Raw genomic sequence first — 15,675 nt, forward strand, 5'->3', positions numbered from 1 at the left:
CTCCCGGCACTGACCCTACGGGTACAGTGCGGGGCTCCTGCGATTTCTAGCTGACGCGACAGAGATTTAGGGGTTTCCTTATCAATCCTCTGCAGTTGCGTTTTGCTGCAAATCTTAGGTTAGAAACGCTCAAATTACCTCAGAGCAAGGGTTTCCGCCATTGTCATCACTGAGGAAATAGCCAGAATAAAAGTAGCCATCGACCCAGCAATGGGCGCTACGACAACTCGGTGAACGAACGATGTTTCCCTCTCTTTTAAATCCACGTGCAGCAGGCATACTCCTATCGGGAGCTGTCTTGGGCATCCACTGCCAGGTGGCCATGGCCGCCCCCTTCCGCGACACCTTTGGCCACTGGGCCCAAGCCTACATTGAGACCCTCTCCGCTCAAGGAGTGTTGAACGGCTTCCCCGATGGCACCTTCCGCCCCAATGAGCCGGTTACCCGCGCTCAGTTTGCCACCATTGTCAATACCGCTTTCCGCCTCCGCAATACCTCCGGTACTTTCATCGGCTTTCGGGATGTGCCCCCCACCCACTGGGCAGCCAGCGCCATCTCGACGGCAGCAGCCAACAACCTGGTGGCAGGCTTTCCCGATGGCACCTTCCGTCCTGAGCAGCCCGTTACCCGCACCGAAGCGCTGGTGGTTTTGACCAACGCCATTGGCAACACGGGAGCGATCCCAGCCGCTCAGCCCGGAGATCTCTTCAGCCGCTACCGAGATGCGGCAGCCATCCCCAATTGGGCCCTGGCACAACTTGCGGCGGCCAACCGCGCCGGGTTGATCGTCAATTATCCAGACCCGATGCTCTTGGAACCCAACCGTCCCGCCACTCGCGCCGAGGTAGCAGCCTTCACCCACCAGGCCATGCTCAGCCGGGGATCCTTGGTGGCGCAAAACCCAGGGGGATCCCTCTCCGGTTCCCAGCCGGGCTTCGACCTGCGCCTTTCCACGCTGGCGGCGGGCACCCTGATGCAAACCACCACCCCCTTCAACGAGCGCCTCTTCATTGCCCCCAACGAAACCCGGCCCATGTCTTTGATCGTCCGCAACCCGATTCGCAACGCCCAGGGGGATATTCTGGTGCCTTTTGGCTCACGGGTGGATGGCCGCTTTGAGCCGGCCCCAGGGGGCACCCGTTTTGTGGCGGAAAGCATTATCGTCAACAACCAACTGTTCCCCTTGGCTGCCCAATCGGACATCATCCACGATGTCAAGGATCCCCGCTACACCACCACAGGCAAAATCATTCAGGATGCGGCCATCGGTGCAGCAGCAGGCGCTATTCTCGGCTTGGTAACCGGAGACAATGCCATTGCCACAGAGGAAGTGCTGGGGGCAGGGGTGGCCGGAGCGGTGATCGGCAATGTAACGGCGCCGCAGGTGGTGGTGCTGGATCCCAATCAGGTGATCGAGTTGCGCCTCACTCAGGATCTGGCGCTGGCCCCGACATCCCGATAACCGGTGCAAGGCCGGAATAAGCGGTGTCGGCACGGCTATCTCCCCAGCCAATCCAAAAGGGTTGTTCCCCCCAACCACAGGCCGATCAAAATGGAAGTGGTCAGCAGTCCTCCTGCTACACAGATCAGGGATCCCAAGCTGCACAGGATCCCGTCTTCTTCCAGGAGGCCAAAGGCGGTGACGAAAACCCCCATTGCCGGCAGGGTGTTGGTGCCTGGAACGGGGATGATCATGGAAATCCCCATCAAGCCGATCCAGGTGCCCAGCCAGACTTGGCCGAGCCGTGTGGTGCAAAGCTGCTTCCAACGGGGGCGGGCAATTTTTTCAATGCGCTGCAACCATGGGATCCCAGCCTGCACCCACTTTTGAAAATGCTTCCGTTCAATAGAGGTCTGCAACACCCATTTCGGCAGCCAAGGAGTGGTTCGCCCTGCCAGCATTTGTGCGGCCAGCAACAGGATGACCACGCCAAAGGGAGTGGAATAGCCGGGAGCCGGCAGAGGCAAAGCAGAAGGGAAAGAGAGCACCGCCAAAAACAAGCCAAAACTGCGCTCGCCCGCCAGTTTTAGAATGTCTTCGATGCGGATCAACCCTTCCGGGGAGGGTTCGGGTTGCTCTGGGCTCTCGGGAAGGCGGGAAAACCGGGCTAGCTCTTGAGACAGACGGGCCATAGAGGGGGCAGGGCTGGAGCGGGCAAAGTTTGGCAACGGGTGGGCACTACCTGGAGGGCCAACGATAGCCTACTGCAAATTCAAGTTGTGTTGGATATCTTGAGCAAAGGGGTGGTTTCGGAGAGGTGACATGCTCGGTGACAGGTTCAAGAGGGCCGTAAACATCAGCAGCCTTGAGCGACAGCAGAAGGCTCCGACTCAGTTCCGCAAAGGGGGGCGTGGGCTGGGATGGCTCCTGCTGCTGGGATCCCTGTTGATGGTGGGGCGCGGTGTGGCCCTGGCAGAAGCGCAGTTGGAGGTGGGCACTTCCACCACCCTGTCCCCGCAGGCAGCTCCGCCGGTGTTGCCACCCCCCCCTGTGGGAGTCCGACAAATTTCCCTGGATACCGATCCCGAACAAACTGCCGATATGCCCCTTTCCCTGATGGCCGAACAGGTGCTGGAGGCGGTGTGCGAAGCGCAAATTGATGCCCAGCGGGCCTTGGCTCTCATGCCCGACCTGAGCGAATCCCACATCCGTGCTGCCTGTCCGAAGCGGCTGATCCCCAAAAGCTGAGAGGTCGCCCCCAAGTTGGCACCGAAGATTAGCCGGAAATACATTATTGTGGCGTTATTGTGGATCCAAACCCCCGTCCTTATTGCTATTTGGGTGGCGTTGTTGGGACAGTTGCAGCCGGTGGGAGTATTGGTGGCGGCCTTTTTGCACTTTTCTTCGAGCAATCTGCATCTGTCTCACTTGAAACAATAGAGGCCATAGCACACTAAGGGATCCCTAAACCAAGCCCTGATTCAAGATCTCGCGGGAACGGGCGATGGCTGCTCTCAAGTTGGCCCGCTGGGTGTAGCGCATCGTCATGGCGGCAGTTGTGTGGCCCAGCAAGTGCTGAATGTGTTCGGGGGCAACGCCGCGATCCAGCAACAAGGTGGCAAAACTGTGGCGAAACTGGTGGGGGGTTTGATGTCCCGGCTCAGGCTCGGTTAGCTTGAGCACAATATGCCGCAGGCCATCGTAGGTGAGGGGGCGCCCCCGGTAGGCCAAGCAGCGAGATTGGGAAACAAACAAGGGATCCGTCGGCGCGCACGGGCCCCGTTCTCGGCTCAGATACTGTTGCAACAGCTCGGAGAGGGGATCCCCTACTGCCACAGCGCGAGGTTTACTCCCCTTGCCACAGCGCACTTCCAACAGGGATCCCTCGGGGCTGATTTGAAAATCTTGAACGGTTAAGTCCAACAGCTCCTGGGCCCGCAGCCCGCACTCCAGCATCAGGCGAATCAAAGCCGCGTAGCGCAGAGAATGGTTCTGGGCCCGCTGCAACACCCGCTGTAGCAATAACCGATCCAGATCGCGGGGCAAACGAGCGGGTAGGCGGGCAGGTCGAATGGCTTGAGTGGGCAGGGGATCCTGAAGGTAGCCCCGTTGGCTGGCCCATTCAAAAAATTGCTGCAAGGCCAACCGCTTGAGGTTGTAGGTGGCCGGGGAAGCGGGCGGATGGATCCGCTGGCCAGAGCGGCTTTGGAATGGTCGCCCTTTCAAGCTGTTCAAAAAGGACTGGACGTGGGCAGGCTGCACCTGGGGCAGCGGCACGGGGCAAGTTTTGGCAAACTGCTCCAGAGCGATGCGATAGGTGCGGCGGCTAGCCGGGGCCAGATCCCGCTGCCGCTCCTGCAAAAATTGCGCCGCCAGATGGCTGAGGCTGGGAACAGGGCCAGTCGGCTGACTCTGGGGATGGGTCTCCTGAGCCCAGCCCGATCGAGGCTCCCTCATCCTGCCACCTCCATCCCTCTGCTAGCCCTTAACTTTATCCTCAACTTGTGGCCAGCTGCTGTCCAGAGAGGGATCCCGACCTGAGAGTCGATGGCTACTGGCCGGGCAGCAGGTGTTGGGTGATGAAATCCGTGTACACCTCGCCCCGCAAAAAAGCCTCGTGGCGCAGGATCTGCTGGTGGAAAGGGATCGTGGTGGGCACCCCGGTGATGGCACATTCCCCCAAAGCCCGCTGCATGCGGCGGATGGCTGCTGCCCGGTTAGGCCCCCAGACGATCAGCTTGCCCAACAGCGAATCGTAGTAGGGGGGAATGGTGTAGTCGGTGTAGATGTGGGAATCCATGCGCACCCCCGGCCCCCCAGGGGGCAAATAGGCACTGATCGTGCCAGCGCAAGGCCGAAACTGCTGCTTGGGATCCTCGGCGTTGATGCGGCATTCGATAGCATGGCCCCGCAACTCCACATCCTTCTGGCGAAAGGTCAGGGGTTGACCTTGGGCAATGCGAATCTGCTCGGCAATCAGATCCAGCCCGGTCACCATCTCAGTAACCGGATGCTCCACCTGGATGCGGGTGTTCATCTCGATGAAGTAGAACTGGCCATTTTTGTCCAGCAAAAACTCCACCGTGCCCGCTCCCACATAATTCACCACCTTGGCCGCTTTCACCGCCGCTGCTCCCATGCGGGCGCGCAAGCTTGCAGTCAAAGCCGGGCTGGGGGCCTCTTCCAACAGCTTTTGATGCCGCCGTTGAATGGAGCAATCCCGCTCGTACAGATGCACCACATTGCCCTGGCTATCCGCCAAGATCTGAAACTCCACATGACGGGGGCGCTCGATGAACTTCTCCAAGTAAACCCCGCCGTTGCCAAAGGCTGCTTGGGCTTCCCCCTGAGCGGTGCGCAGCATCTTCAGCAGCTCCTGGGCATCCCGCGCCACCCGCATACCCCGCCCCCCGCCACCGGCGGTGGCTTTGATGATCACGGGGTAGCCGATTTTCTCCGCCAGCTTCACTGCCTCCTCCTCAGAGGTGATCAACCCGCGGCTGCCCGGCACCGTCGGCACCCCCACCGCTTGCATGGTCTCGCGGGCCGTGGCCTTGTCGCCCATCTTGCGCATCGCCTCTGGCGAGGGGCCGATGAAGATCAAGTTGTGGTCGGCACACATCTCGGCAAATTTGGCATTCTCCGCCAAGAACCCATAGCCCGGATGAATGGCAGTGGCCCCGCGGGTGAGGGCTGCCGAGATGATGTTGGGAATGTTGAGGTAGCTTTTGGCCACCGGGGCATCTCCTACGCAAACAGCCTCGTCCGCCAGTTGGACGTGCAGGGAGTTCTGATCCGCAGTGGAGTAAACGGCCACAGTTCGGATCCCCATTTCCTGACAGGTGCGGATGATGCGCAGGGCAATCTCACCCCGGTTGGCGATCAGGATCTTGGTGATGGGCGGCATGAGGGAGGTTCAGAGCAGAGAGATAACTTGACCGCTAAAGCCAGCAGTCTGTGAACGCAAGGTTAAGTTTAGGTGCTCATCCTACTATGCCAACCAGAGGGAAGAATAGAGAAGGCTGGTGGGGATCCCACATTCAGTCCATCCAGTCGACAACCTAGGTAGGACTGAGGCTACAGGGATCCGGCTGCAGCAGAATCCCGGTGGGGGCAAACTGCGTCACCCAAAACTCTACATCCTGAAACTGGTGACGCAGGGTGTTGCGCACTTGGGCGGCCAGCTCCAGGCTGGGCATGATTCCGAAGACCGTTGGCCCCGACCCCGACATCAGGGATCCCAGGGCCCCCGCCGAGAGAAGAGCTTGGCGCAGTTCCCCTACAATCGCGTACTCCGGCAAAACCACCTGTTCCAAGTCATTGCGCAAACTCCTGGCTAACGCCGGCGGATCCTGACGGCTGAGAGCCGCCAACGCCTGCGGCAAGGTGGGCAGTGTGGGTTTGGGTAGGGCATCCCCTCCCAAGCTCCCCTGACGAGAACGAAAGGCTTGATAGGCCCAGGCAGTCGAAACCCCCAGGTGCTTGGGCTTGGCCAGTAGCACAGGGATCCCTTCCCAATCGGCCAGCGGCTCCAAAACTTCCCCGCGCCCGGTGGCCAGTTGCGTTCCCCCCTGGATACAGAAGGGAATGTCGGATCCCAAGCGGGCTGCCAAACTCTGCAACTCTCCCACCGTCAGGCCCAGCCCCCACAGTTGGTTCAACCCCACCAAAACCGCCGCCGCATCAGCCGAGCCCCCCGCCAAACCTGCTGCCACCGGAATGTGCTTTTCGATGTGAATCTCCACGCCAGCGGCAGAGTGACACTCTTTTTGCAGCAGCTCAGCGGCTTGATAGGCGAGGTTGCGGGCATCTGCAGGCACTTCTGGACGATCGCAGGTGAGGTGGATCCCGTGAGGACGGCTCTTCAACTGCAGGCGATCCGCCAAATGAATGCTCTGCAACACCATCGCCACCTCTGAATACCCGTCAGGACGGGATCCGAGGATTTCCAGGTAGAGGTTGATCTTGGCGCGGGCAATCAGGGTACAGGCTTGCATGGGGTGAAAATCTGGGTCAGCAACAAGTCTCAACTCCCCTTAGCCTGTACAGACCTGATCAAAACACAGACTTATCCGGGGAGGTCTCCCAGCCTGATTCTAGCGGCAGTGGATCCCCTCTCTAGCTGCCAGAGCGAGGCCATGGCCCCAGCCACTCTCCACCGCGAAAGCGCCAGCGGGGAAACAAAATGCGCATCACCACCCAAGCGCTGAGGTAAAGGCAAACCCAGACCACACTGTAGTGGAGAATAAAATCTCCCACGTCAAACCGTTGGGTTGGGATATAAGGAAGACCCACCACCTTCAAGACTGTACCCAAAAAAAGCCCTTCCCAAATGCCGGCCAAAAGCTGAAGGATCCCAGGCCAATCGTGATCCCACATCCACCCCATCAGGTAGTTATAAACAACATCCCAAACACAGCCAAACAGACCTACGTAGAACAGCACCCAAAAATAGGTGAGGCTGCCGCCATGTCCAGTGATCCCAAAATAAAAGGGTAAACTTGCCAAAACACCAACGGTGGCCAATAAGAAAATGCGAGTTTGCCAGCGGCCAATCAGGGTCGGAGTCATCTTTTCCTCCAGCAGTTTTGCCTATCGAGATCATCAGGATCCGTGTCGCTCCCAGTCTGTTTGAGGGAACCTTCTGGCCCTCACCCCCAACCCTTCCCCCTTTGGTATAGAAGAGTTGGGGATCAACGCAACACCCCTTTCACCAGGTTCAACGGGATGGGGAATAGCCATGATGTGTCGCCAACAATAGCGTTGATAACCATAAACATCCGGCAAAATCCAGGAGCGTTGCCCAATGTCGGCAAGCTAGGGGCTGATGTTTAGGGCCCACTTGCACCATTGCCACAGGGATCGGATCCCTTCTAAGCCTTTGACCCCCGGTGCCCGCAGTCGAGCCAGGTGTTCCACCGAGCGATGGGCACAGTACTGTAAACCCAAAAACGTATCCACCGGCGCATAGGGCCCGCCCAAGGTGATGATCCCGGCAGCGTACATTCGCCCATCCCGGTTGCGCATCTCCACCAGCTCAAAGTCGTTGGAGACATGCAAGCGCCCGTGAGGATTGAGGGGCAGGTTGTAGTGGGTAATTAGATCGTTGAGGAGAGGATTGGTCATGGGATCCGAAACCAAACCCGTACAGTCGATAACGAAATCGGCCTCCACCTTTAATTGCGTGTTGTTGTGGGTACCTCGAATGTAGGTTACCGGCTTACCCTTGTCGCCGGGAACCACCGACTCCACCTTGCCGAACACAATCGAGTACCAGCCCTCTCGCAACCCTTGCCGCACGATCCGCCGCCATTTCCGCCGACTTGCTGTCGTGGTGCCGCCCCAAGCTTCCAGCAGTTCGCGCCGTTCCAGGGGGGTCGCCGCTTCCAATTTGGCACGCAGAACTCCTCCCCAAGTGCCCTTGGGCCAGTTGAAGGGCTGAAACTCCCAATGGTTATCCACTGCCCGTTTGGCTCGTCCGAAGCGATTACCGCTTTTGGGCGCACGGCTCAGATGCACCACCGAGATGCGGGGGTTGACTTTGCGGGCTTCGTAAAGGCGTTCCATCACCTGAGAGGCGACGATCCCAAATCCCCGAATTAGGACGGTGCCACCTTGTTTCTCCAACTGCTCATAAACGTGATCATGAGGCTCATAGCCGTGTACCACCGATCTCAAATCTCCTGTTTTTTCGCGAAACTCCTGCAGGTCGTTGAGCAACTTGATGGCCGGATATCCAGTTGCCAAATGGAGATACTTGGCCACCATAAAACGGTGATCCGTATGGCCGGGCCGCGTTGCCGAATAGGCCACCACATATCGCCCATCCTCCGTTTTGCGAATGGCGCGAATATGGCCGTAACACAACATTTGCTCCCAACCAATTCGGGCTGCCTCCCGATCCATTGAGGCAAATACATCCCCCGCCCGCGGCGTATAGGTATCTGCCAACAAGGGCTCACTAAATACCTGCCACAAAAAGCCGAATGCTTCCAACAATCGGCCGGAGAAAAAGGAACGCCAAGCATCCCGCAGAGCATAGCCAGGCCAGCCCCAAATGTTGTCTGGACAAGAATCGGAGCCAGAGCGAATTCGCTTCCAGCGGGGGATCTGGCAGTTGGTCAAAAGCCGTTCATACCGTTCGTAGGGTTTGCGGGCAATGCTGATGACGCGGATGTGTTCCGGTCTGACCCCGTAGATGCGCAGGGTATCCACCCAGACAAAGCTGCCGATACCGCCGCCCAAGGCCAAATAGAGGGTCTCTTCCACAGGCAGTCCGGTGGCTTTGAGGGCGCTCAGGGCAATTTGCTCGGCTCGAAACAAATCCGGCGGGGGAAAATCCGAGCCAGCCCGCACTTCAGGAAGCTGCTCTGGGGCAAAAACCACCGTGGAAGCCGGGGGAACCTCAAATGCGGTGTCGGGTTGGGTGGCCGGGCGAATCAGTTCGGTGCGCGGCTCCAGCAAAAGAGTAGGGGTGGCGGTCAGAAGGGTGGCATTGGGATCCCTGGGGGACACCAAACCCACGGTGATGCTGTAGGGGCCAAGCTCCACCACTTCTCCCCCCTGGAGCACCCGGCGTGCCTGACGGATTTTTTCCCCATTGATGCGGCTGCCGTTGGCACTGCGATCTTCATAGATGACCTGGCCATCCTCACCGAGATAGACGAGGGCGTGATAACGGGAGATCTCCTGGCTGGCAAACACAGCCCGCGCCACTTCTCGACCTTGCCATTCCTGTGGCAATTGGGCCAGCTCCCTGCCCAAGGCAAGAGGCAATGGAAAAATCAGCTCCTGCTGTTCTTCGGTGATGGGATCTTCCCAGCTCAGTTGAATTTGCATAGCTTCTGCTCACCTTTACAAAGATCATGTACAAAGATCATGAAGAGGCCATTGAGAAAACACAGAACAGCGCGACCTCACAGGTCACTTTTGGTTTGCCCGGGATCCCTTTTTTCTATCCCCCACGGACTTGGATCAGCCACTGGGATCTGTAAGAAGAATTAAGAAGAATAGAAAGGGTTGGTCCTCTAGAGAGGAGGTTGTGGGGCTTTGCCAGCTTCTGGAGGAGGGATCACCAAGGTAGCGCTCAAAACCAAATGTCCACAGTAGGGACAATTCTGACCCTGATATTCCGGGGGTAGGTAGTGAGGGTTTTCCAGGCGGCTGCACTTAACCTTGAGGGTGTCCAAAGTGCCGCGGCTGAGGGGAACCCCCTGATCCTTCCTGGCCACTTCTATAGACTTCACCCTCAGCACAATGTGCCCCAACTGAATTTGGCTATTGGCCTCAAGCGCAGGCTCCTCCTGAATCATTTTTCGGCCATTCACCCAGACAGGGTTGGGCTGCTTAGGAGGCAAACGATCCCGAGTTAAGTTGCGAATGTGAAAGTTTAAGGTTTTGGGATCAAAATAAAGCCCGGCGTGAACTCCTGAGACCGAGCGAGTTGGGTCATTGAGCACCACATCACAGCTGGGATCCCGTCCAATGGTAACCAGCTTAGAGGGGACAGGCGAAACCGTTTGCGATCGGCGCCGGTCGGCCTCGGTCCATTCTAAAGTGAGTTGACACACAATCCCATTCTCCACCGTTCAGCGCCTCCATTCCCTAGATCGGCTTCAGCATATCCAAAGGTCAGCTTGGGGAAAGCAGAAGATGTCTTTTTCGTCAAAATTGTTATCTTTTTGGATAACTATAACCTACTCCCCTGACCAAAGGCTTGCGCTGATCCGGATCACCTGAGTTGGGATCTCCGAGTTACATTCCTGCTGGAGACCGTGCCCAAACGCTCCGCGCCGCTTCCGCGACCACCCTCAGCTCCTCTTCCAGAGGGAGAGGGGAGCCAGACGGAAAGGTTTCATTCATGATGTTTAGACCATGATGTTTAGAGTGACTACATACTCGACTTTATCCCCACCCGATTTGAAGCAACAAAACTCGATCTCCTCAGGAACGGCGAGGCCGTTCAAGTTTGACCGAGGTGGCCTGATCCCTTGGCCGGAAGCCTCAGAAATCCACCTGAGAGATAGGGCCTAGAGTGAGTTTTGAGTTTCTGGGGATCCTGCAAGACTAGTATCCTCTGTGTCTTTATCCAAACCGTTTTCAAAGCACTCCGGTAAATGGGAAACTGCCGCTGCCCAGCCGCTCCTGCCGATCGAACACACTGATGGTGAGCTGATGGGATCCCGTTTGAGTGAGGGTAAAGCGATTCTGGGTCAGGGTCAGCCCTGTAACGGTGCAGGTGGTCGCCCCAACGAAGCAGCCGGGCAACTGAGCAGCATCAAAAGCTCCCAGGGTTACGAAATTGCCCAGTGGGGTGGTGACGGAAGCCAAAAAGGCGTTGGAACCCCGGATCCCGGCAGGGGCCTCTACCCGGAAAGACACCACAAAGGTTGGAGTTTGCCCCACCAAGACGGTGCGCGGAGAGAGATCAGTAATGGTGAGGGATGGAGCAGGTATGGGAGGCGGCAGGGGCAGAAGATCGCTGCTGCCGGTCGTGCCCCCACACCCCACCAGAACACTGCTCAGCAGCACCAGCACTGGGATCCGTTCATGCCTTCGCTGCATGGTTTTCCTCCACTCCAAAAGGTCTTCTTTTTTTGAGCTTATTGTCTAGAGTTTGTCTCCACCAAGCCAGCGGGCGGAAAGGAGAGAACCTGGCGAGAAGCAGCCTGGGATCCTTCGCTTATTCCCCTTGCAAAAGGTTTTGGCAAGCTGTGGCAATGGCCCAGTCCTCTTGGGCTGAGATCACCAGAACCCGCACCGGAGCATCCGAAGTGCTGATATCGCAGTTGCGGGGGGATCCGGCATTCAAAACCGGGTCGATCTGGATCCCTAAAAAACCCAGATCTGCACAGGCTGCCGCCCGCACCGGTGCTGAGTTTTCCCCAATCCCCCCAGAAAACACCAGCGCATCCAGCCGATCTAAGCTCATGAGCATTGCCCCAATCTGGCTGCGCAGACGGTGGACAAACAGATCGAAAGCCAGCTCCGCCCGGGCATGGCCTGCCTCCATTGCCTCCAACACAACCCGCATATCGCTGCTCAGGCCGGAAACGCCCTTCAACCCCGATTCTCGGTTCAAGATCCGATCCAGTTCATCCACACTCATGCCCTGGCGCAACTGATGGATCAAAATGCCCGGATCCACTGACCCCGACCGGGATCCCATCATCAAGCCCTCCAGGGGGGTGTAGCCCATGGTGGTGTCCACACTTCTGCCCCCGCGAATGGCCGCCAACGAGCAGCCGTTGCCCAGGTGACAAGTGATCAGCCGCAACTCCTCCAGGGGTCGGTTCAAGATCTCGGCAGCGCGACGGGCGCAATGCTCGTGGTTGATGCCATGAAACCCGTAGCGGCGGATCCCTTGTTCAGCCCAAGCGTAGGGAAGGGGGTAAAGGGCTGCGGCCAGAGGCATTTGCTGGTGGAAGGCGGTGTCGAAAACGGCCACCTGAGGGATCCCCGGCAACAGTTGCCTTAGCAGACGGATGCCAGCCAGCGCAGCAGGGTTGTGGGCTGGGGCCAAGGGGATCAATTGCTCAATCGCCCTCTCCACCTCTGGCGTAATTAAGGTGGGCTGCCGGTACAGGGATCCCCCATGCACCACCCGATGGCCGACGCCGCCGATCTCAGCCGCCTGCGGGAGCAGGGATCCCTCCCCTTGCCAGAGGCTTTGAAACAGCGGGGCCAGTTGGCCGATCCCTCCCTCAGGTGAAGCGGAGGGAAAAGATTCCCACCTACTGCCTCGCCGACGAGTCTGGATGAGGGCCTCCCCCGGCTTGTAGGTGAAATCCACCTGGGCTTGCCAGATGGGCGTGGCCTCCACCCTTCCCTCAACCGTCAGAAATAGGGAGGATTTGAGGCTGCTGGAACCGGCATTGACGACCAGAATATTCACAGCGTGTCTTCGTTGGCCTTCGCACTGCTGGGCTTAAGGCCTATAGCCCGCTTGCTTGAACAGAGCGGTTGACTACCCTGCCGCTAAGGATGACCATAGCATTAAAGCCCTCCTGCAGCTTCCTGAGGCCAAGGCGAACTGCGTAGCGGTAGGACGGAGCTTTAGACCCAATTTTTTGGGTAATCTGTTCCCCTACTTCTGTTGCCCTCCATCCCACTGGACTAACGCTGCTTATGCCCAGAGTCATCGTCACAGATCCCATCGATCAGGCGGGGATCGACATTCTCTCCCAAGTCGCTCAGGTGGATGTGCAAACCCAGCTCACCCCAGAGCAGTTGATCGCGGTCATCCCCAACTACGATGCCATCATGGTGCGCTCCGGTACACGGGTTACCCGAGAGGTAATCGAGGCGGGGACGAACTTAAAAATCATCGGGCGGGCGGGCGTTGGCGTTGACAACATCGATGTGCCTGCCGCAACCAAAGCCGGGATCCTGGTGGTCAACTCCCCAGAGGGCAACACCATTGCCGCTGCCGAGCACGCCATTGCCTTGATGATGGCCCTCTCCCGCCACATACCCGATGCCAATGCCTCTCTGAAATCGGGCCTGTGGAATCGGCAAGAGTTTGTCGGCGTAGAAGTCTACAAAAAAACGCTGGGGATTGTCGGATTGGGTCGGATTGGATCCCATGTGGCCCAGATTGCCAAGGCGATGGGGATGAAGCTGCTGGCCTATGACCCCTATCTGTCCGTGGAGCGGGCAGAGCAACTGGGGGTGCGCCTGGTAGACTTCACAACTTTGGTGCAGGAATCGGACTACATCACCTTGCACGTTCCCAAAACCCCTGAAACCACCAACCTGTTCAACGCCGAAACCTTTCGCATGATGAAGCCGACCGCTCGCCTGATCAACTGCGCCCGCGGCGGTTTGGTGGATGAACAAGCCCTGTACGAAGCCCTGAAATCCGGCCAAATTGCCGGAGCGGCTTTGGATGTATTTGCCAATGAGCCCCTGAAGGACTCCCCGCTGTTTTCCCTGGGCAAAGAAGTCCTGCTCACTCCCCACTTGGGGGCCTCCACCGAAGAAGCCCAAGTGAATGTGGCCATTGATGTGGCCGAGCAGATCCGCGATGTGTTGCTGGGGCTGCCGGCCCGCTCTGCCGTGAACATCCCCGGCCTACAGGCAGAGGTGCTGCAAAACCTCAGACCCTACCTGGACTTGGCCGAAACCCTAGGCAACTTGGTTGGCCAATTGGCGGGGGATCGCGTCAACCAGTTGGAGATCCGCCTGCAGGGAGATCTGGCGGAAAAAGATGGGCAGCCGATCGTCATTGCCGCCCTCAAAGGGCTTTTGACGCTGGCGCTGCGGGAGCGGGTCAACTACGTCAACGCCTCCATTGAGGCCAAAGAACGGGGCATCCGGGTGGTGGAAACCCGAGATCCCTCCTTGAAAGATTATTCCGGATCCCTGACGTTGATTGCCCACGGCCCCAATGGGATCCGCTCGGTTTCGGGGGCGTTGATTGGGGAGCGAGAGGTGCGGATTACCCAGATCGACGAGTTCCCGGTGAATGTGCCCCCTTCCGCCAACATGCTGATGACCCTGCACCGGGATATGCCGGGGATCATCGGACGGATTGGCACCCTGCTGGGAGCCTACAATGTCAACATCGCCAGCATGCAGGTGGGGCGCAAGATCATCCGCGGCGATGCAGTCATGGTGCTCAGCTTGGACGATCCCCTGCCGGATGGGATCCTGGAAGAGGTGCTCAAGCAGCCGGGCATCCGTGACGCTTTTGTAGTGAACCTCTAGAATTGTTGACCCCTAGAAAAAATCCCAAATCTCACCTACCCTGGCAAGACGGAGTCTTTGCTTGAACCAGAGCAACTTGTCCCTAACCCTGTCCCAGATCCCAGACTGGGATTGGCCGGCCTTTCTGGAGTCCCTGGGCCATTTTGGTGTGGATCTCAGTCTGGAACGCATGCAAGTCTTGCTGCAGCGTCTAGGACAGCCCCAAGCTGGGATCCCGGCCATCCACGTAGCCGGCACCAACGGCAAAGGATCTGTCTGTGCCTGGGTCAGCCACGTGTTGTGGGCGGCAGGCTATCGTGTGGGCCGCTACACCTCTCCCCATTTGGTGGACTGGCGGGAACGGATTTGGCTGAACGGGGAATACATTTCCGCCAACGACTGGAGCCAAGCGCTGGCCCAGGTGCGAGACTGCCTACAAACCTATGCCCCTGACGAGGCTTCTCCCACCCAGTTTGAGGTTATCACCGCTGCCGCTTGGCTGTACTTCCGCCGGCAAAAGGTGGATGTGGCAGTGATAGAAGTGGGCCTGGGGGGGCGGCTGGATGCTACCAATGCTGGGATCGAGCCAGTGGTAACGGCTATCACCTCCATCGGCTGGGATCATTGGCAGCGCTTGGGCAACAGCCTTCCCCAAATTGCCTCTGAAAAGGCGGGTATTCTCAAGCCAGGGATCCCGGCAGTGTGCGCACCCCAAACTCCAGAGGTCACAGCAGTTATCCGAGCCAAGGCAGAGCAATTGCGAAGCCCCCTGAAGATGGTCGAACCTCTGCGATGGTCAGAGCCTCAAACCGTCCACTGGCGAGGGCAGCTCCTCACCTTGCCCCTCAGCGGCGATGTACAACTCACCAATGCAGCAGTAGCCCTTGCCGTTGTAGAAACCCTACAGCAACAGGGCTGGCGGATCCCGGATGCCGCTGTCGAAAAAGGATTTGCCATCACCCGTTGGCCGGGGCGCTTACAGCGGGTGCAGATTGGATCCCGTCAGTTGCTGATGGACGGAGCCCACAACTTACCCGCTGCCCAGGCTCTCCGTCGCTATCTGGATAAGTATCAACCTGGCCCCCTCACCTGGTATATGGGCATCCTCACCACCAAGGATGTCCAGGGCATTCTCAGCACCCTGCTGCGACCGGGAGATTGCTTTTTTGCCCTGCCAATTGCCGGCCACTCTGGGACGGATCCCGAGCAACTTGCTCAGCTAGCCCAGACTCTGCAGCCTCATCTCGCCTCGGCACGGGCACTGCCCAATCTCTCCGCTCTTCGGGCTCAGTTGCTCAAGCCGAAAAACCTCACTGAGCCACCAGCTGTAATCTGCGGATCCCTGTACCTATTGGGTCAAGTGATGCAGCGCTGTTTGGGATGGGAGCTGGCCTGTTGATAAGTGAAACGGCATGAAAAACAAAAGCTCCTCCCTTGTGTAGCTGGAGAGGAGCTAGAGTAAGACCCCAGTATCGTGCGTGTAGTGAGTGGAGGTGGGCCTGGCACCGAGCTAGGTTGCCAGCAGGTCGCCCTGCCAGTAGGTTCGC

The 15,675-nt window shown here is 58.4% G+C and carries 13 protein-coding genes; 4 read left to right on the plus strand and 9 right to left on the minus strand.

Annotated elements, in window-relative coordinates; genetic code table 11:
- Nucleotides 1-298 precede the first annotated feature (298 nt).
- Nucleotides 299-1,462: an S-layer homology domain-containing protein gene (locus NW829_RS08030; protein WP_414416829.1), complete on the plus strand. Its 1,164-nt coding sequence runs from the start codon at nucleotides 299-301 to the stop codon at nucleotides 1,460-1,462.
- A 35-nt stretch (nucleotides 1,463-1,497) separates the two neighbouring features.
- On the opposite strand, the gene NW829_RS08035 is transcribed toward NW829_RS08030, so the two are convergent.
- On the minus strand, nucleotides 1,498-2,169 hold the full coding sequence (locus NW829_RS08035; RefSeq protein WP_238376955.1) for an exopolysaccharide biosynthesis protein: 672 nt from the start codon (nucleotides 2,167-2,169) through the stop codon (nucleotides 1,498-1,500).
- A gap of 94 nt (nucleotides 2,170-2,263) precedes the next feature.
- Between NW829_RS08035 and NW829_RS08040 the strand changes: the two genes are divergently transcribed.
- Entirely contained in the window at nucleotides 2,264-2,689 is a 426-nt protein-coding gene (locus NW829_RS08040; protein WP_011433014.1) for a hypothetical protein, read from the plus strand.
- Between the two features lie 216 nt (nucleotides 2,690-2,905).
- Here NW829_RS08040 and NW829_RS08045 read toward each other — a convergent pair whose 3' ends face one another.
- The 8 genes from NW829_RS08045 to NW829_RS08080 form a co-directional block, all read right to left on the minus strand.
- Nucleotides 2,906-3,898, minus strand: coding sequence for a tyrosine-type recombinase/integrase (locus tag NW829_RS08045; protein WP_414416830.1), 993 nt, complete (start codon nucleotides 3,896-3,898; stop codon nucleotides 2,906-2,908).
- 94 nt (nucleotides 3,899-3,992) lie between these two features.
- Entirely contained in the window at nucleotides 3,993-5,348 is a 1,356-nt protein-coding gene (gene accC / locus NW829_RS08050) for an acetyl-CoA carboxylase biotin carboxylase subunit (protein WP_011433007.1), read from the minus strand.
- A gap of 154 nt (nucleotides 5,349-5,502) precedes the next feature.
- The gene (gene ispE / locus NW829_RS08055; protein WP_414408431.1) at nucleotides 5,503-6,438 is read right to left on the minus strand and encodes a 4-(cytidine 5'-diphospho)-2-C-methyl-D-erythritol kinase; all 936 of its coding nucleotides are present in this window, start codon (nucleotides 6,436-6,438) and stop codon (nucleotides 5,503-5,505) included.
- Nucleotides 6,439-6,559: 121 nt separating this feature from the next.
- Nucleotides 6,560-7,012 carry a hypothetical protein gene (locus NW829_RS08060; RefSeq protein ID WP_414416831.1) on the minus strand — a complete coding sequence of 151 codons (453 nt, stop codon included), beginning with the start codon at nucleotides 7,010-7,012 and terminating at the stop codon, nucleotides 6,560-6,562.
- 246 nt (nucleotides 7,013-7,258) lie between these two features.
- On the minus strand, nucleotides 7,259-9,280 hold the full coding sequence (locus NW829_RS08065) for an FHA domain-containing protein (RefSeq protein WP_414351294.1): 2,022 nt from the start codon (nucleotides 9,278-9,280) through the stop codon (nucleotides 7,259-7,261).
- Nucleotides 9,281-9,468: 188 nt separating this feature from the next.
- Entirely contained in the window at nucleotides 9,469-10,011 is a 543-nt protein-coding gene (locus NW829_RS08070) for an FHA domain-containing protein (protein ID WP_414416832.1), read from the minus strand.
- Between the two features lie 529 nt (nucleotides 10,012-10,540).
- Nucleotides 10,541-11,005, minus strand: a complete 465-nt coding sequence (locus NW829_RS08075) for a hypothetical protein (protein WP_414351297.1) — start codon at nucleotides 11,003-11,005, stop codon at nucleotides 10,541-10,543.
- A 118-nt stretch (nucleotides 11,006-11,123) separates the two neighbouring features.
- A complete protein-coding gene (locus tag NW829_RS08080; protein ID WP_414416833.1) occupies nucleotides 11,124-12,335 on the minus strand; it encodes an acetate kinase in 1,212 nt (403 codons plus the stop codon).
- A gap of 233 nt (nucleotides 12,336-12,568) precedes the next feature.
- Between NW829_RS08080 and serA the strand changes: the two genes are divergently transcribed.
- Both serA and NW829_RS08090 read left to right on the plus strand, forming a co-directional pair.
- Nucleotides 12,569-14,149, plus strand: coding sequence for a phosphoglycerate dehydrogenase (gene serA / locus NW829_RS08085; protein ID WP_414332254.1), 1,581 nt, complete (start codon nucleotides 12,569-12,571; stop codon nucleotides 14,147-14,149).
- A gap of 61 nt (nucleotides 14,150-14,210) precedes the next feature.
- Nucleotides 14,211-15,527, plus strand: a complete 1,317-nt coding sequence (locus NW829_RS08090) for a bifunctional folylpolyglutamate synthase/dihydrofolate synthase (protein WP_414416834.1) — start codon at nucleotides 14,211-14,213, stop codon at nucleotides 15,525-15,527.
- The last annotated feature ends 148 nt before the right edge of the window (nucleotides 15,528-15,675 follow it).

This window comes from Synechococcus sp. R55.8 (assembly GCF_047461895.1).
Classification (GTDB): Bacteria; Cyanobacteriota; Cyanobacteriia; order Thermostichales; family Thermostichaceae; genus Thermostichus.